15 protein-coding genes and 1 pseudogene are annotated in these 17,236 nt (G+C 71.4%); 10 read left to right on the top strand and 6 right to left on the bottom strand.

The window, feature by feature from the left end; all coding sequences use genetic code 11:
- Positions 1-105 precede the first annotated feature (105 nt).
- The 7 genes from KSO98_RS15215 to KSO98_RS15185 are packed head-to-tail and all read left to right on the top strand — an operon-like array spanning position 106 to position 6,744.
- Entirely contained in the window at positions 106-1,602 is a 1,497-nt protein-coding gene (locus KSO98_RS15215; protein ID WP_225286525.1) for a phosphotransferase, read from the top strand.
- Positions 1,599-2,204 carry an SIS domain-containing protein gene (locus tag KSO98_RS15210; RefSeq protein WP_225286524.1) on the top strand — a complete coding sequence of 202 codons (606 nt, stop codon included), beginning with the start codon at positions 1,599-1,601 and terminating at the stop codon, positions 2,202-2,204. Before KSO98_RS15215 ends, KSO98_RS15210 begins: the two co-directional genes overlap by 4 nt.
- Complete coding sequence (locus tag KSO98_RS15205; protein WP_225286523.1) at positions 2,204-2,590, top strand: HAD family hydrolase; 387 nt, start codon at positions 2,204-2,206, stop codon at positions 2,588-2,590. Before KSO98_RS15210 ends, KSO98_RS15205 begins: the two co-directional genes overlap by 1 nt.
- The gene (locus KSO98_RS15200; RefSeq protein WP_225286522.1) at positions 2,587-3,258 is read left to right on the top strand and encodes an IspD/TarI family cytidylyltransferase; all 672 of its coding nucleotides are present in this window, start codon (positions 2,587-2,589) and stop codon (positions 3,256-3,258) included. Before KSO98_RS15205 ends, KSO98_RS15200 begins: the two co-directional genes overlap by 4 nt.
- Entirely contained in the window at positions 3,252-4,076 is an 825-nt protein-coding gene (locus tag KSO98_RS15195) for a hypothetical protein (RefSeq protein ID WP_225286521.1), read from the top strand. The genes KSO98_RS15200 and KSO98_RS15195 overlap by 7 nt, the downstream gene beginning before the upstream one ends.
- A 19-nt stretch (positions 4,077-4,095) precedes the next feature.
- Positions 4,096-5,541: a CDP-glycerol glycerophosphotransferase family protein gene (locus KSO98_RS15190; RefSeq protein WP_225286520.1), complete on the top strand. Its 1,446-nt coding sequence runs from the start codon at positions 4,096-4,098 to the stop codon at positions 5,539-5,541.
- Between the two features lie 3 nt (positions 5,542-5,544).
- Positions 5,545-6,744 (top strand): hypothetical protein, encoded by a 1,200-nt coding sequence (locus KSO98_RS15185; RefSeq protein ID WP_225286519.1) that lies wholly within the window; start codon positions 5,545-5,547, stop codon positions 6,742-6,744.
- A 69-nt stretch (positions 6,745-6,813) separates the two neighbouring features.
- Here the strand turns inward: KSO98_RS15185 and KSO98_RS19075 are convergent.
- Positions 6,814-6,951 (bottom strand): annotated as a pseudogene (locus KSO98_RS19075) (DapH/DapD/GlmU-related protein); the annotation flags it as partial.
- 519 nt (positions 6,952-7,470) lie between these two features.
- Between KSO98_RS19075 and KSO98_RS18985 the strand changes: the two are divergent.
- The 3 genes from KSO98_RS18985 to KSO98_RS15165 are packed head-to-tail and all read left to right on the top strand — an operon-like array spanning position 7,471 to position 12,704.
- Positions 7,471-10,278, top strand: coding sequence for a glycosyltransferase family 4 protein (locus tag KSO98_RS18985; RefSeq protein WP_225286517.1), 2,808 nt, complete (start codon positions 7,471-7,473; stop codon positions 10,276-10,278).
- A 6-nt stretch (positions 10,279-10,284) separates the two neighbouring features.
- The gene (locus KSO98_RS15170; protein WP_225286516.1) at positions 10,285-11,925 is read left to right on the top strand and encodes an aldo/keto reductase; all 1,641 of its coding nucleotides are present in this window, start codon (positions 10,285-10,287) and stop codon (positions 11,923-11,925) included.
- Entirely contained in the window at positions 11,922-12,704 is a 783-nt protein-coding gene (locus KSO98_RS15165; RefSeq protein WP_225286515.1) for an SDR family NAD(P)-dependent oxidoreductase, read from the top strand. Before KSO98_RS15170 ends, KSO98_RS15165 begins: the two co-directional genes overlap by 4 nt.
- A gap of 5 nt (positions 12,705-12,709) precedes the next feature.
- Here the strand turns inward: KSO98_RS15165 and KSO98_RS15160 are convergent, their stop codons facing one another.
- The 5 genes from KSO98_RS15160 to KSO98_RS15140 form a co-directional block, all read right to left on the bottom strand.
- On the bottom strand, positions 12,710-13,687 hold the full coding sequence (locus KSO98_RS15160; RefSeq protein ID WP_225286514.1) for a glycosyltransferase: 978 nt from the start codon (positions 13,685-13,687) through the stop codon (positions 12,710-12,712).
- Positions 13,688-13,697: 10 nt separating this feature from the next.
- Positions 13,698-14,753 (bottom strand): N-acetylneuraminate synthase family protein, encoded by a 1,056-nt coding sequence (locus tag KSO98_RS15155; protein ID WP_225286643.1) that lies wholly within the window; start codon positions 14,751-14,753, stop codon positions 13,698-13,700.
- 5 nt (positions 14,754-14,758) lie between these two features.
- Positions 14,759-15,682 carry an SDR family oxidoreductase gene (locus KSO98_RS15150; protein WP_225286513.1) on the bottom strand — a complete coding sequence of 308 codons (924 nt, stop codon included), beginning with the start codon at positions 15,680-15,682 and terminating at the stop codon, positions 14,759-14,761.
- A gap of 18 nt (positions 15,683-15,700) precedes the next feature.
- A complete protein-coding gene (pseB, locus tag KSO98_RS15145; RefSeq protein ID WP_225286512.1) occupies positions 15,701-16,690 on the bottom strand; it encodes a UDP-N-acetylglucosamine 4,6-dehydratase (inverting) in 990 nt (329 codons plus the stop codon).
- A 148-nt stretch (positions 16,691-16,838) separates the two neighbouring features.
- Positions 16,839-17,236: UDP binding domain-containing protein (locus KSO98_RS15140; protein WP_308012775.1), on the bottom strand; the 398-nt coding region annotated here is incomplete at its 5' end.

Raw genomic sequence — 17,236 nt, 5'->3', positions numbered from 1 at the left:
TTTCTGACGAGTGCCACGGCGGCCACGGAACCCTCACGTCTCCTTGAGAGGAGCCGATGGTCAGACGTGGTTGCAGCGCGCGTATCCCCCGACTTCGAAGCCGTGATGACGGTGGATCACATCGTGATCCAGGCCGGCGGCAAGGGCACCCGGCTCGGTCATCTGACCGCCAACAAGCCGAAGGCCCTGGTGCCGGTCGAGAACCTGCCGATGCTGTTCCACCTCTTCCGGCAGTTCCCGGACAAGCGGTTCATCGTGATCGCCGACCATCACGGGGACGTGCTGCGCAAGTACCTCGCCAGCTTCGCCGAGGTCGAGTATCAGGTGGTCGACGCCTCGGGCACCGGCACCTGCGGCGGCGTCGCCCAGGCGCTGGAGCTCCTCCCGCCGACCGCACCCTTCATGCTGGTGTGGTCCGACCTGATCCTGCCGACGACGTTCGAGCTGCCGAAGGCGGCGGCCGACCACATCGGCATCTCGCAGACGTTCGAGTGCCGCTGGAGCTACACCGACGGCGTCTTCGCCGAGGAGCGCTCGGCCGAGCACGGCGTCGCCGGCCTCTTCGTCCTGCGGGACCGTACGGTCCTCGAGGGTGTCCCGGAGAGCGGCGAGCTGGTGCGCTGGATGCAGCAGCGCGGCCTCACCTTCTCCGAGCTCGGCCTGGCCGGCACCCGCGAGTTCGGCCTGCTGGCCGAGTACGAGGCGCTGCCGCAGGAGAAGGTGCGCCCCTTCAACCGGATGACCCTCACCGAGGACCGGGTGGTCAAGGAGGGCATCGACGAGCAGGGCCGCGCCCTCGCCGCCGACGAGCGCGCCTGGTACGAGTACGTCGCCGCCCGCGGCCTCACGAACGTCCCGACCGTCTACGGCACCGATCCCCTCACCCTGGAGCGGATCCACGGTGGCAACGTGTACGAGTACGGCGACCTGTCGCTGGCGGACAAGCGCGGGATCCTCGCCCGGCTCGTCGACGCCCTGAAGGAGCTGCACGCCCTCGAGAGGGTGCCGGCCGACTCCTTCAGCCTCAAGGACGCGTACTTCGCCAAGACGATGGCGCGGCTCGCCAGGATCCGTGACCTGGTGCCGTTCGCCGACCAGCCCACCATCACCGTGAACGGCCGGGTGTGCCGCAACGTCTTCTTCCACCAGGGCGAGCTCGAGCGGGCGCTCGACGCCGTCGCGTGCGAGAGCTTCGCCTTCATCCACGGCGACTGCACCTTCTCCAACCTGATGCTGCGCGACGGCACCGAGCCGGTGCTGATCGACCCGCGCGGCTACTTCGGCCACACCAAGCTGTACGGCGACCCCAACTACGACTGGGCGAAGCTCTTTTACTCAGTGGTCGGGAACTACGACCGATTCAACCTGCGTGAGTTCCGCCTCGGCATCGGCGAGCACGACGTCACCCTCGACATCGTCTCGAACCGCTGGGAGGAGCTCGAGGACGACTTCTTCGCGCTCAGTGGTGCCGATCCCCGCACGATCAAGCTGCTGCACGCGGTCATCTGGCTCTCGCTGACGACGTACGCCTGGCAGGACTACGACTCGGTCTGCGGTGCCTTCTACAACGGCCTGTACCACCTCGAGGAGGCACTGGGATGAAGCGGTTCGACGCGACGATGCGACTGCTCGGCGACGCGCTCGACTCGGTGCGCGACGACGAGTTCGAGGGCCTCAAGGCCGACGCACTCGCCACCATCGCCGCCGGCGGCAAGCTGATCTTCTCGGGTCTGGGCAAGAACGTCCCGATCTGCGAGAAGGTCGTCGGCACGCTCAACTCCGTCGGCATCCAGGCCGCCTTCATGCACACCAACTCGGCCGTCCACGGCGACCTCGGCATGGTCCGCGACGGCGACCTGGTCGTCGTGCTCAGCAAGAGCGGCGAGACCTGCGAGTCGGTGCACCTGGTCGACCTGCTCAAGGCCCAGGGCCGGCGCTGCTCGATCTGGCTGCTCTCCTTCAGCCGCGAGAGCACGCTCTACCGCGAGGTGCCGCAGCGGGTGATCCTCGAGCTCGAGCACGAGGGTGATGCCTGGGACATCCTCCCCAACAACTCCACGGTGCTGAACCTCCTCGTCCTCCAGCACCTCGCGATGGAGCTGGTCGAGGGCCTCGGGGTGGAGATCGGCACATTGCACCTGAACCACCCCGGTGGTGCGATCGGCGCTCGCCTCGACAGCGCCCGCATCCCGGAGCCGCGCTGATGGCCCAGCCGATCACGCAGCTGGTCCTCTCCCCGCTCGGCCACACCTGGTTCCTCGACCTCGACGGCACCCTGGTGAAGCACAACGGGCACCTGCTCGACGGTGCCGACACGCTGCTCGACGGCGCCACCGAGCTCCTCGACCAGATCCCCGCCGGTGACATGGTGGTCCTGGTGACCGCCCGCACCGAGGACCACCGCGAGAAGACCGAGGCCTTCCTCGCCGAGCACGGCATCCGGTACGACCACCTGATCCTCGGCGCCCCGTACGGGGAGCGGATCGTGGTCAACGACGCCAAGCCCTCGGGCCTGGTCACCGCACTCGCGATCAGCACGCCGCGTGACACCGCGCCGGCGGTCGCCGTCCGGATCGACGGCGCGCTGTGACCGCGGTCGCCGCGCTCCTGCTCGCCGACGCCGCCGAGGACCTCGTGCTCGAGGAGCTCGCCGGGCGTCCCGTGCTCGCGCACACCCTGGAGCACTTCACCGCCCACCCGGACGTCGAGGCGATCGTCATCGTCACCTCGACGGAGCGCGCCGCCGCGGTCACGGCGCTCGCCCAGAGCGACGAGGCCCCGGTCCGCGCCGTCATCGTGGGCGGTCCCAGCGCCGGCGACTCGATCCTGCGCGGACTGCGCGAGCTGCACACGATCGTCGGCGACGAGGGCATCGTCCTCATCCACCAGGCGGCTCGCCCGGCCATCGATGCCGCGCTGATCTCGGCGAACATCGCCACCGCGCGCGAGCGCCGGGCCGCGGTCAGCGCCGAGCCGTTCGCCGACAGCGTGGTGTGGGCCGAGACCGGCACCACCCAGATCCACCGGGTCCCGCCGCGCCGCGAGCTGCACACGGCGCGCTACCCGCAGACCTTCCGGCTCGCCACCATCCTCGACCTCTACACCTGGGCGCAGAACAACGGCGTCGCCAGCCACGACCCGGCTCAGCTGTGCGCCATCGGCGGCGTCAGGCCGTCGGTCGTGCCGAGCACCCCGATGAACCTGCGGATCACCAGTGCTCTCGACCTGGCGGTCGTCGAGGCGGTGCTGTCGTGCTGAGCGCCTGCTACCTCAAGATCAACCGGCGTACGACCGTGACGACCCGGTGCCTGCGCTTCTGGGCGCAGACCTGGGCCGGCACCGGTGCGCGCGTCTTCCTGCTGTGCGACTGGGACGCCGACGACATCGCCGCCTGGGTCCCCGCCGAGCTCGAGTACGAGGCCGTCGTGCCGTCCTCGCCGCGGATGGCCGAGCTGCTGCACGACAAGGTCGCCCCGCGCTGGCGCAACGCGGGCGCCGCGCACATGACGTCGTTCGAGCACGCCGCCGCCGAGGGACTCGAGGAGTTCTGGGGCATCGACGCCGACGACACGCTCTTCCTGCACGACCCCGCGATGATCAGGGCGCGCCTGGCCGGCGTCGAGGAGTGGGCCCATGCCCACGACGCCGACACCGTCTCGCTCGACTTCTACCGGACCTACGAGAACCACTGGTCCTTCGGCGTCGCCTTCACCCGGATGTCGGCCGACTACGTCGGCCTGGTCGAGGCGCTCGACCCGGCCGACATGCGTGCCACGATCGCCGCCGCCCCGGCCGGCCTCATCGGCCGCCGCAAGGCCGGCAGCGATGTCGACGTGCCACGCGGCATCGACCCGCAGCTGGAGAACATCGACATGGTCTTCGACCACCTCCGGCTGAGCGGCGAGGCGGTGCTGGAGTCGTTCTACCTCGACGACACCTTCTTCATGCACGCCGGCCTGGTCGAGTGGCGGCAGGGCGAGTACGACCGTACGGGGGAGACGCTGCGCGGCGCCTACCACTGGAAGGACGGGCTGGTGTGGGACGACCCCATCGACCCGGCATGTGTGAAGCTGTGATGGAGAGCGGGCGGACGGCGTGAAGAACAGAGTGCGGCAGCAGCTGCTGGAGATCGTGGACGCGGTCCTCGACGGCGCGCGCCAGTGCGAGCACCTCGGACCCGACGCCGTGCCGCGGATGGTCGGTGAGATCGCCGAGGCCCTGCCGCTGTTCGGCGACCCCGAGATCGCCCCGCGCACCGAGGCGGTCGCGATCGCCCTCGGCGCCCTCCTCGACGGCCGCGGCAGCGGGGCGGACGTCGTCGCGCGTGTCCAGGAGCTGAAGGCGGAGCTGCAGGCTGTCGAGGTGACGTACACCGTCGTCTTCCTGCCCTACAACGCCTCGATGTGGGACAGCCTGCACACCATCTGGCAGGCCGCCGACGCCGACCCGCGCTGCGAGGCGATCGTCGTGCCGATCCCGTTCGCCGAGCTCACCCCCGAGCGCACGCTCAAGGAGTGGCGCCTGCACGACAAGGACCTGCCCGCCGAGGTCCCGGTCGTCGACCACCGGACGTTCGACATCGCGGCCGTGCACCCCGACGTCGTCTACGTGCACAACCCGTACGACGGGTTCAACACCGTCACCAGCGTCCACCCCGACTACTACTCCGACCGGCTGCGCCCGCATTGCGGCCAGCTGGTCTACGTGCCCTACTGGTCGACCCAGGCCCCCGTCGGCGAGCACTTCGACCAGCACCCCAGCTTCGAGCACTTCGACAAGGTGATCTACCAGAGCGAGGCGTTCGCCCAGCGCGCCATCAAGCAGTGGTCGAGCAACAAGATCGTGCCGCTCGGATCGCCGAAGTTCGACTACGTCCGTACGGCCGGTGGCGCGCTGCCGCCCGCATGGTCCGACAAGATCGCCGGCCGCACCGTCATCCTCCAGCTGACGTCGATCAACGGTCTCCTGCGCGATCGCGCCGAGATGCTGGCCAAGCTCGACAGCGTCCTGGACGCCGTGATGAAGCACGAGGACCTCGTGCTGTGGTGGCGCCCGCACCCGCTGGAGCGGGCCACGATCGACAGCATGGCGCCCGACCTCGCGCCGTCGTACGACGCGCTCGTCTCGCGCGCCAAAGGCATGTCGCGGGTCATCGTCGACACCAGCCACGACCTGCAGCGCGCCATCCACCACGCGCACGCCTACTACGGCCAGTGGAGCTCGGTGATGGGCCTCTTCGGGCTCACCGGCAAGCCGATCGTCAACCTCGAGAGCCACGTGCCGACCGACGACGCGTCGGGCACCCCGATGCCGGACGACTGGGTGCCGGACGGCTGGGTCCACCCCGAGGTCCGGCGCTTCGCCCGCCCCGAGCGGCTGCTGCACGAGGGCGCGCTCACCTACCTGCGGCGCAAGGTCTCCGAGAACGGCGGCATCGTGCCCGGGCAGGAGGAGTTCTTCGCGGCATTCACCACCCACGCCGACGGCACCGCCGGCGCGCACATCCACGGCTACATCATGAGCTGCGCGGAAGACGCCTGAGCCGTGAGCGCCGACCTGCGCGAGGCCGTCGACCGGCTGCTGCGCATCCACCTGCTCGACGGTGCGACCGTCCTGCTCTTCGGGCACTCGAACGCGACCGCCGCGATCCAGCGCCACCTCGCCGAGGGTGGGGTGGCCGTCCGGGCGTACCTGGACAACAACCCGATGAAGCAGGGCGCCTCGTTCGACGGCGTCCCGGTGCTCGAGCCCGACTTCATCGCGACCTGCGCCGACACCCGGACGGTCGTGCTCATCTCCTCGCCGCACTTCGAGGTGATGCGTGACCAGCTGCGCGCGCTCGGCTTCGAGGGCGAGATCCTGCGCATCGTCGGCAGTGACGTCCACACCATGCTGCCGACCGCCGAGGAGGAGCACGTCGTCAAGGCGCGGGCGAGCTACGGCGCCTCGTTGCTCGCCGACATCCGGGCCCGGTTCCCGCGACAGCACCTGGTGCTGTGCCCCTTCAACGGACTGGGGGACGTCTACTGGCTGATGTCCTACCTGCCCGCGTTCTGCGCGGAGAACGGCATCGAGCAGGCCGCCGCGGTGGTCGTCGGGCGCGGCTCGGAGCAGGTGGTCCGGCTCTCCGGGGTCGACACCGCGGCCGTGCTCACCTACCAGGAGATGGAGGACCTGATCCGCGCGGTGCTGCTCAGCGACGACACCGCGTACACGATCGGCTTCACGCCCGACCGCTCCGGCTCCCCGCTGATCTTCCAGGGCGAGTCCCTCACCCTGTTCGACTACTACCGCTCGGTCGTCTACGGCCTCGACGTCACCGCGCGACCGGCCGTCCCGGCCTACCTCGACGCCTTCGAGAACACCGACGGCATCCCGCAGGGCACCTCGGTGATCATCGCGCCGTACGCCAAGAGCGTGGTCCCGCCGCCGCTCGCCTTCTGGGAGGGCCTCGTCGCCGAGCACGCCGCCGCCGGCCGGACGGTCTACACGAACGTCGCCGGCGCCGAGCAGCCGCTGCCGGGCACCCGCCCACTGCGTGTACCGCTCTCCCAGATGGTCGGCGCCGTCGAGCACGCCGGCACCTTCATCAGCCTGCGCAGCGGCCTGTGCGATCTGGTCCACACCGCGCTGGCACGCAAGATCGCGGTCTACCCGGATGCGTACTTCAGCACGACCTCCCACAAGGTGGCGGACTTCTTCGCACTGCCCGAGTGGGAGGAGATCGTCGTCCCGATCGGCTGAGGCTCAGCCGCGGTCGCCCGGGCCGGCCAGCCGCTCGTAGTGCGCCGCGTCGCGGGCGGCGAACGGCACCGCCGGGCTGCCGCCTGCGATCGCCAACGGCGCGATGTCCCGCACGACGACGCTGCCGGCCTGGATGATCGCCCCGTCGCCGATGGTGACGCCCGGCAGGATCATCACGCCGGTGCCGAGCCACACGTTGTCGCCGATCGTGACGGTGGTGAGGATCCGCTCGGCGTCGTAGGGGAGGGCCTCGCCCTCGTAGTGGTGCGACTCGGTGAGGATGTGGCAGTGCGGCCCGCTGTGGAAGTGGGCGCCGATGCGCACCTCGCCGGCGCCGTGCACGAACAGGCCGTTGGTGTGGAAGTCGTCGCCGACGGTGACGTTCGGGTTGAAGAGCGACTCGTCGTTGACCCGCAGGCTGCCCAGCGCGACCAGCCCGGACTGGAGGGCCACGTCGGTCCAGTACGCGGTGCGGCGCTCGTTCCACTCGGCGCTCGACGCGGGCCACCCGCCCTGCTCCTCCTGGGCCTGCGCCGCACGCTCCAGGCGGATCCAGTGCAGCCACCGGGTGGACGACATCGCCACCACCCGCCTCAGGGTGCGCGCCTCGTTCTCCGAGGCCTCGAGACGCTGCGCCAATGCGTCCAGGCGGGCCTCGAGAGATGCCACGCGCGCCTCGGTGTCCATGGGCGGATCCTAGGCGATCGCGACTCCTATACTCGCCCGGTGAAGACTGAGGGCGCGACCAGCGCCGGGCCGGCCACCGTCGCGATGATCGCCTCGCCCCTGCAGGCGCTGAACCTCATCGAGTACGCGCAGGCCACCGGCACCACCGTCGATCTGGTCCTCATCGGGGACGGCGTCTCGCCCGAGAAGACGATCCCGCAGATCCGCACCCTGCTCGCGCAGCTGCCGGGGACGGCGGTCCACGTCCGCGCGACCGACGGCTGGGCCAAGGGCACCCCGCACTGGCAGGCCGAGGTCTTCTCCGAGATCCTGCTGCACATCGGCGCCCTCGGCCGTCCGGTGGAGCGGCTCGTCGTCGGCGACTTCCGGATCACCACCGCCTTCCAGATCGCGCGGCTGCTGCGGCTGCGGCCCGATCAGATCACCGTCGTCGACGACGGCGCGGCGACGCTCCTCATCGACCGCCGGCCCGGCACCGAGGGGGAGCGCCTCCTGGAGGAGGAGTGGCGATCGAGCCCTCTGCCGGACAACCGGATGCCCCGCGGCGTCACGCTCTTCACCGCCTACTGGCAGGCGATCAAGGCGGCCCCCCAGGACGTCATCGTGCGCAACGACTACGCCCACGTCCGCGCCCGGATCGCCGACCTGCGGGTGGACCCGGACCTGGTCGTCGTCCTGGGCTCGCCGTTCACCGTGCCGGGGTCGGACGTGTCGCCCGGCCACGACCTGCGCATCGCGTTCGAGGTCATCGACGCCGCGCGCGCCCGCTTCCCGGGATGCCGCGTGATCTACGCACCGCACCGGCGCGAGCCGGCGCAGAAGCTCGACCTGCTGCGCGCGGAGGTCGAGGTGCGCGAGTTCGACGTGCCGTTCGAGGTGGCGACGCTCGAGCTCGGCGTCGTGCCGGTGGCGGTGATGGGCCTGCAGACGTCGTTGATGGCGAACCTCCCGCTGATCTTCGCCGATCTCCCGGAGGTGCAGATCATCTCGCTGCGTCCCGCCGACGACCTCTTCCATGCCGGCCGCGCGGGGCACCGCGACAACGTGTACGACTTCTTCAGGCAGCACACCGGCGGCCGGGTCCGCGTCGAGGAGCTGCCGGGGTCGCCGCAGGGGACGGAGCGCCAGTTGTCCTGGCGCTGGCACCCGCAGGCGCCGGCGCGCTCGATCACGACACGCGACCTGGACGAGATGCTGGCGGGCGAGCGCCCGGCCTATGTCTCCGCCCTGCTCGCCACCGTCGCCCAGGACGCCGATCACCTGGTGCTGACGGGCGACGGGAGCGATCTGCTGGGCTGGCTCGGCTGGCTGGGCGAGGTCGTGCCGCCGGACGTACGGATCAGCGACCTCGACCAGACGCAGGGGAGCCGCAAGACGGTGCTCCTCGGGCGGCCCGTCCCCGGGATCGAGGCACTCGCGGGCCCGGACCTGCGCGTCCTGTGGACCGACGTCGACGCCGGCGTGCAGAAGGGTCTCCTCACCGCCGGATTCCGGCTCTACGCGATCGCCGACGACACCGCACGCTGGGAGGAGGTGCGCGAGCCGGGCGCTCCCCTCGGGCACCTCTACGCCGTCCGCAAGAAGGGGGCAGCGACCGTCACCGTCGTCACCCAGTGGGGCGGCATGCTCGGCGGCCAGCGCTCCCACGCGGAGATGACTGAGGCGCTGATCCGCCAAGGCCACATGGTCGACACCGTGTTCCCGTACGACCGCGGACTGGGTGATCTGCTGCACGAGGTCGGCGGCTCGGTGACGCTCGTCGACCCGCTGCCGGTCTGGTACCGCCGGCCGGCGGAGCCCCCGGTCCCGGTCTCGGATCCGCTGTGCGTCGACGACCTGGGCCCGGCCCAGCCGCTCCTGGTCCAGGAGCTGCGCCGGCGCCGCCCCGACGTCGTGCTGACCCAGTGCGCCCTCACCCCGCAGGGCGCCATCGCTGCGGCGCTCGTCGGGATCCCGCACGTCTGGTACGTCCGCGAGTTCGGCGACATCGACCTCGGTCTCGTGCTGCCCGGCCCGCCGGCCGAGGTGGGCGCGGTGCTCGGTGCCTCGGCGGCCGAGGTGATCACCAACTCTGCCTGCGTCCGGGAGTACTTCTTCCCCGGACACCCCGAGCGCGCCACCGTGGTGCACCCGGCGCCGGTCATCCCGGGCGCCACCGCGGAGCGCGACTCGTGGACGCGGCGCCGCGCCGAGGTCTTCACCGTCGGCGTCGTCGCCGACATCCGCTCCGGCAAGGACCAGACGACGATGCTCGAGGCCGCGGTCGCGCTGCGCTCACGGGGCGTGCCGATCCGGGTGATGCTCTTCGGTGGCGGCCTCTCGGAGGCCCGGCGCAGCCTCGAGAGCGCCGTGCGCGGGCGCGGCGCCACCGACCTCATCCACTTCGCCGGCTTCGAGCCGAGCCGCGAGCGGATGTTCTCCGGCCTGGACGCGGTGATCGTGCCGTCGACCGCCGAGGCCTTCGGGCGGGTGCCGTTCGAGGCGGCCGCGTTCGACGTGCCGATCGTGTACGCCGACGTCGCCGGGCCCAGCGAGTACATGCGCGACGGCGAGACCGGGGTGGCCTTCGCGCCCGGCGACGTGGACGGGCTCGCGGACGCCATCGAGCGTCTCGCCGCGGACGAGGCGCTGCGCGAGCGCCTGGCCCGGGCGGCGCGCGCCGATCTGGCGAGCCCGGCCCGGCAGGCGACGCTCGCCGAGCAGGTCGACGACGTGATCAGGCGCGCGGTGCGGGTGGGGGTCACTGCTGACCAGCGCGCGTGGGGTGAGCGGGTCGCGCGCCGACTCGCCGCCAGCCTCGGTCTCGAGGCGGCCCCCGGTCACGGGTCCCACGACGGGGAGCGGTGAGCGCAGGTGGCTACCCGTGTGGTCCTGCAGTCGCGCCTGAGCTCCTCGCGCCTCCCGGCCAAGGGCATGCTGTCGCTGGCCGGGATGCCCGTGGTCGTCCTCGCCGCCCGGCGGGCCGCGAACACCGGCACCGACACCGTGGTCGCGACCAGCGCCCATCCCGATGACGACGTGCTGGCGAGCACGGTCGCGAGCGCGGGCGTCCGGGTGGTCCGCGGCTCGCTGCACGACCCGCTCGCCCGCTTCATCGGTGCCACGCACGACCTGGCGGACGACGACGTCGTGGTCCGCCTCACCGCGGACAACGTCTTCCCCGACGGTGCCCTCGTCGACCACCTCGCCGGGCAGGTCACGGCTGAGGCGCCGTACGCCCGGATCGGCGGCTCGGCCGAGCTCGACGTGCCGTACGGCGTCGCCGCCGAGGCCTTCCTGGTCTCGGCGCTGCGCGCTGCCGACCGTGAGGCACGCACGCCGTACGAGCGCGAGCACGTCACCCCGTGGATCCGCTCCCACCTCTCCGACCGGCAGCTCGAGCCGCCGGTGCAGCGCCCGGCCTGGCGCGGCCTGCGCTCGACCATCGACACGTTCGACGACTTCGTCCGCGCGTCGCGGGTCCTCGGCGCTGTGGAGGCGCCGGTCGAGGTGTCGTGGGTGGATCTCTGCGATCGGCTGGCCGCCCTGGAGGGGCCTCGACCGCGCCTCGCAACCCGGGGCGGCGACGAGCTGAGGCAGTCCGTGGTCATCCTGGGCGCGGTCCAGCTCGGCCTTCCGTACGGTGCCGCGAACACCTCCGGGATGCCGGACGCCGATGAGGCCCGGGCGGTGCTCCAGGCGGCGGCCGCATCGGGTGTCTCGCACGTCGACACCGCCCGCGTCTACGGCGAGAGCGAGGCACGGGTCGGCGGCGCGCTGCGCCGCGGGCTGTCCGAGCAGCTGGGTGTGGTCACCAAGCTGCGCCCGCTCGATGAGGTCCCGACGGACGCCGACCCCGGCTGGGGGCGCGCGGCCGCCGAGGCCTCGATCGCCGAGTCGCTGCGTGCTCTCGACCTCGACGGCGTCGACGCTCTCCTCGTGCACCGGGCCGCGGACTGGAGCCGCCCGGGCGTACGTGACGCGCTGGTCGAGGCCAGGCGCGCCGGGCGGGCCCGGCGCATCGGCATCTCGCTGTCGGCCCCCGACGAGCTCCTCGCGGTGCTCGGCGACCCCGAGCTGGGCTACGTCCAGCTCCCGTTCAACCTGCTGGATCGGCGCTGGCTGGCGCCGGCCGTCCAGGACGGCCTCGCCGCCCGCCCCGACCTCCTGATCACCGTCCGGAGCGCCTACCTCCAGGGTCTGCTCACCGGCGGCGCGCAGGCGCGCTGGCCGGCGAACGCCGGCGTCGACGTCGCCGAGACGATGCGGATCGTCGACGAGCTGGTCGTCGCCCTCGGCCGGTCCTCGCGGGCGGATCTGGCCCTCGCGTACGTCCTCGGACACCGCTGGGTGAGCTCCGTGGTGGTCGGCGCCGAGACGCCGGCCCAGGTCCGCGACACCGCGGATCTCGCGCGCCGGGAGCCGTTGCGCCCCGACGAGCAGGAGCTCGTCCGCACACGTCTGCCCGAACCTTCCATCGATCTCCTCGATCCCAGCCGATGGGTCACAGCATGAGCACCCTCTTCGACCTGACGGGCACCGTGGCGATCGTGTCGGGGGCCTCCGGCTGGCTGGGCAGGCCGATGACCCGGGCTCTCGCCGAGCACGGTGCGACGGTCGTCGGCGTGGCGCGCGATCGCCAGCGGCTCGAGGCCGAGATGGCGTCGATGCCCGGCGACGTGCACGCCGAGGCCGCCGACGTCATGACGGACTCCTGGCCCCAGGTCATCGGCGAGGTCTCGGCCCGCTTCGGTCGCATCGACCTCCTCGTCAACAACGCGAACATCGGCCGCGGCGGGTCGCTGCGGACCTCGACGACCGCCGACTACACCGAGGCGTTCGACCTCGCGATCACGGCCGCGCACCGCGGCATCGAGGCGGCCCGCGACGGGCTGGTCGCGGCCCGTGCGGCCGGCGGCACCCCGAGCATCGTGAACATCTCGTCGATGTACGGCATCGTCGCGCCGCTGCCGCATCTCTACGCCACCGAGGAGGGCCGCAACCCGCCGTTCTACGGAGCCGCGAAGGCCGCGCTCCTGCAGCTGACCCGCTACGCCGCCGCGGAGCTCGGCCCCCTCGGCATCCGCGCGAACGCCATCGCCCCGGGGCCGTTCCCCGCGCTGCTCGCGCAGGAGGACCCCGCCTTCATCGAGCGTCTCGCCGACCGCACCATGCTGCGTCGCATCGGGTCTCCCGACGAGATCGCCGCCGCGGTGGTCTACCTCGCCTCCCGGGGTGCCTCCTATGTCACCGGCAGCACGCTGGCCGTCGACGGCGGCTGGACCGCCTGGTAGCAGGGCTAGCGCGGGTGCAGGAGCTCCTCGACCGCGTCGAGGAAGACCTGTCCGTTCCGGGTCCCGTCGGCGCGCTCGAGGATCGACCCGCGTCGCTCGGCGGCGGCGTGGAGGTGCGGGTCCGTGCGCAGGTCGAGGAGCGCGTCGGCCAGCGATGCCTCATCGTCCGCGGCGAAGAGCCGACCCTGCAGGCCCGAGCTGATCCACTCGGGATTCCCGCCGACCGCGGGCGCGACGACCGGGACGCCGCAGCTCAGCGCCTCGAGGGCGGAGAGCGACGTGCCGTCGCTCTGGGCCGCGGAGACGTACGCGTCCGCGTGGTGGAGGCGCTCGAGCAGCTCGCCCGGCGTCAGGCGTCCGACGATGCGCACGCTCCCGGCCAGGTCCGGGGCGCCGGCCCGGGCACGCAGCTCAGGCCCGAGGCTGCCGCTGCCGGCGAGCACCAGGCGCATCTCCGGGACGCTGCGCCGCGCACGGGCGAACGCGTCGAGCACCAGGTCGATCCGGTACAGCGGCTCCCAGGCGCGCGTCGACAGCACGGTGAACGGCGTCGCCACGCGCAGCGCGTCGTCGCCCGGAGCGAAGAACGCGGTGTCGATGCCCCACGGGGCCTGCGAGATGCGCCGCTCCTCGACGCCGAGGCCGGCGACGAGCGCATGCATCGCGGCACAGTCCACGTGGACGCCGGCCGCGCGCCGCAAGGCCTCGACCGTACGGGCGCGCACCGCCTCGTCGCGCGCCTCCACCAGCAGGTCGAACGCCCAGACCATCGCCAGCACGGGCGCCACGGCGGCCTCGACCGCCGCCGGCAGGGCGTCGGTCACCGGACCGGCGACGATGAGGTCGGCCGGGCTGGCCCGGATCTCCTCGACGTCGATGCGGCCGCCGAGATCGCGGACGACGTGCCCGGCCGAGCTCAGCAGAGCGATCCAGCGACGGTCGTGAGCACCGCTGGATCGCGAGACGTAGGTGATGCGTGCCAACGGTCCTCCGTCAGGCCAGGTCGGCCCAGCGGATCTCCTGGCCGAAGACGACGTCGGCCCGGACGGACCGGCCGAGCACGCTCCGCAGGTCGCTCGGCAGGAGGCCGCCCGGCACGGCCGGCCGCAGGATCTCGACGTCGGCCTCGGTGATCGGCGTACCGGCGGGGATGTCGCGGGCGAAGCGCAGGCAGCGCCGCTGCAGCACGACGGTCTGCTGCTCGTTGGGCTCGACCTGCTTGCGGGTCGAGCCGAGGGCGGCCTCCAGATCGCGGGCGGTGTCGACCATCGCCCGCCACGACGCGGGATCCATGGAGAACCCGTGGTCGGGCCCCTCGCGGCCGGTGTCGTCGGTGAAGTGCTTCTCCACCATCCGGGCGCCGAGGGCGATCGCGCCCAGCACGGTCACGCTTCCGGCGGTGTGGTCGGAGAGACCGAGGACGGCACCGGGGAAGAGGCCGCGGTAGGTGTGCAGCACGTTGAGGTTGATGTGCCTCAGGTTCTCCGAGGAGCCGGTGTAGTTGGTGTTGCACTGCATCACGCAGATCTGCTGGTTGATCGCGGTGGCCGCGTCGACGGCCGTGATGACCTCGGCGAGGTTCGCGGCGCCGGTGGCGATGAGGACCGGCTTGCCCTTGCGCGCCATCGCCTCGATCGACTCGATCCAGGTGATGTCACCGGAGCCGACCTTGAAGGCCGGCACGTACGGGTCGAGCATGTCGATCGCCTCGAGGTCGTACGGTGCCGAGAAGTAGTCGATCCCGGCCTCGTCGCAGGTCGCCTTGAGCTCGGGTGTCCAGTCATCGGGGATCGAGGCGTCCGCGTACACCTCGGTGACCGGCTTCTTCCAGTTGGCCTGGTGCGACTGCTGGCCGCCGAGCGAGCGGAAGCCGTAGTCGGAGACGATCTTGGTCGCGCTGAAGTTCTGGAACTTCGCGGCGTCGGCGCCCGCCTCGGCGGCGAGCATGATCAGCTCCTTGGCGCGCGCCAGGCTCCCGTCGTGGTTGGCGGCGATGTCGGCGATGAAGTAGGTCGGCTGGTCGGGACCGATGAGGCGGTCGCCAATCATGAAGCTCACAGGGATCCTCCTGGGTGGGAGCGGACCAGCGATCGATAGCCGGAGGCACGATCTTCGTACATCCTGACGATGCCGGCGCGGAAGGTGGGCAGGGTGCGGCCGAGGGCGGCGGCGAGAGCGCTCGAGTCGAGGTCGAGCCGGTGGTTGCGGGCGACGTCCGTGCCGAGGGTCGTCACGGATGCCGGCCGGACGAGGTCCGGGTCGTAGCCGAACACCTCGGCGATCAGCCGGCCGAACGCGAGCTTGGTCAGGCGATCGGACGAGGCGGCGTGGAAGACCCCGGCGAGGTCGTGCCCAGCAGCCTGCACGATCAGCTCGATGAGGTCTCGCTGATAGAGCGAGGTGAACCACACGTCCTCGAAGCCGCTGACCTGCTCGCCCCGGCTCAGGGCGTGGTGGAAGAACTCGGCGAGGCTGCGGCTGCCCGTCGCGCTCCAGCCGAAGAAGTTCACCCGGGCCACGAGGGTCGCGGGGTTCGCGGCGAGACAGGCGACCTCGCCGGCGAGCTTGGTCGCGGCGTACACGCTGCGGGGGCCGGTAGCGTCGGTCTCGAGGTAGCCGCCCCTGGTGCCGTCGAAGACCGCGTCGGTGGAGATCTGGACCATCTTCGCGCCCGACGCGTGCGCCAGCGCGGCGATCTCGCCGGCCGCGTCCGCATTGATCCGCTGGGCGAGCGCCGGGTCCTGTGCGCTGGCCTCGAGGGTCGCCACCGCGGCGGCGTTGATGACCAGGTCGGGCGGCGCAGCGCGCCACGCCGTCACGATCGACGCCGGGTCGGTGAGGTCGGCCTGCACCTCCCGGACGCCGGGCAGCTCGACCGGGCGCCGGTGGGTCCACGCGGTGACGGCGTGATCCGCTGACAGGTCGAGCGCAGCCGCCCGGCCCAGCAGGCCGGCGGCCCCGGTGATGAGGATCCTCACGCTGGTGTCGACCGCCGGTCAGATGCCGGAGGCGAGGATCTCGCGCAGCTCGTCGACGCCCCACCAGATGTCGTTCTTGTCCGAGGCGCAGTGGAAGCCGTCGGGCACCGGGACCGCGTCGGTGAGCGGCTGATAGCCCCAGCCGGCCATCTCGGGCTCGATGAGGTAGTACTTGCCGCCCTGGATGACGACCGCGCGGCGGCCCTCGTCGGGGCTGATCATCTCTTCGTGGAGCTTCTCGCCCGGGCGCAGCCCGATGTCGACGAACTCGGCGTCCGGCACCACCGCGCGGGCCAGGTCGACGACCTTGTGCGACGGGATGTGGGGGACGAGGAGCTCGCCGCCCTGCATGAGGTCGAACGTGTCCACGACCATCTGCACGGCCTGCGGCAGCGTGATGAGGAACCGGGTGCACCGAAGATCGGTGATCGGGAGCTTTTCCCCGCGCTCGGCCATCGCCTTCCACTTGGGGATGATCGAGCCGCGAGATCCGGTGACGTTGCCGTACCGGACGACCGCGAAGCGGGTCGGGTACGAGGCGGCGTAGTTGTTGCCGAGGATGAAGATCTTGTCGGCGGTCAGCTTCGTCGCGCCGTACAGGTTGATCGGCGAGGACGCCTTGTCGGTGGACAGCGCGACGACCTTCTTCACGCCGGCGTCGATCGAGGCCTCGACGACGTTCTGGCTGCCCAGGACGTTGGTCTTGATGAACTCGAACGGGTTGTACTCGCCGGTGTCGACCTGCTTCAGCGCCGCGGCGTGGACGACGTAGTCGACGTCGTGCATGGCGCGGGTCAGGCGCTCACGGTCCCGGACGTCGCCGATGAACCAGCGCAGCCGCGGGTCGTCGTTGAACAGCTGACGGGCCTCGTACTGCTTGAGCTCGTCGCGGCTGAAGACGATCAGGCGACGCGGATCGAGGTTGTCCAGGGCGTAGCGGATGAACGCCTTGCCGAAGGAGCCGGTGCCTCCGGTGACCAGGATGCTGGAGCCGTGCAGAGTCGACACGCTTGTCCTTCGAGTGAGTCGGTGCGGGTTGATCGATCGTGGGTCGTGGACCGCCCGGGAGCCAGCGCGGCTCCTGGTTGTCACTCGGCTTCCACACACCCGAACTTAGCCATCGACGCCGGGCGGCCGGCTGAATCGCGTCGGGTGTCTAGCAGCTGCCGAACAGATCGCGGGTGTAGACCTTGTCGGCGACGTCGGCCAGCTCGGGGGTGCGCCGGTTCGCGACGATGACGTCGGCGCGCTCCTTGAGATCGGCGAGGTCGTGCAGCACCTCGGATCCGAAGAACGTCGACGCGCGCAGCTCGGGCTCGTACACCAGGACCTCGATGCCCTTCGCCTTCAACCTCTTCATCACGCCCTGCACCGAGGACTCGCGGAAGTTGTCGGAGCCGGCCTTCATCACCAGGCGGTGGATGCCGACGACCCGCGGGTTCCTCGCGAGGATGTCCGCGGCCACGAAGTCCTTGCGGGTGTGGTTCGCCTCGACGATGGCGGAGATGAGGTTCTGGGGGACGTCTTGGTAGTTGGCCTGGAGCTGGAGGGTGT

It is taken from the genome of Nocardioides nematodiphilus (assembly GCF_020216525.1).
GTDB lineage: Bacteria > Actinomycetota > Actinomycetes > Propionibacteriales > Nocardioidaceae > Nocardioides > Nocardioides nematodiphilus.
Note: the sequence above shows the minus strand (reverse complement) of the source record. Positions and strands in the feature narration are given on the sequence as shown.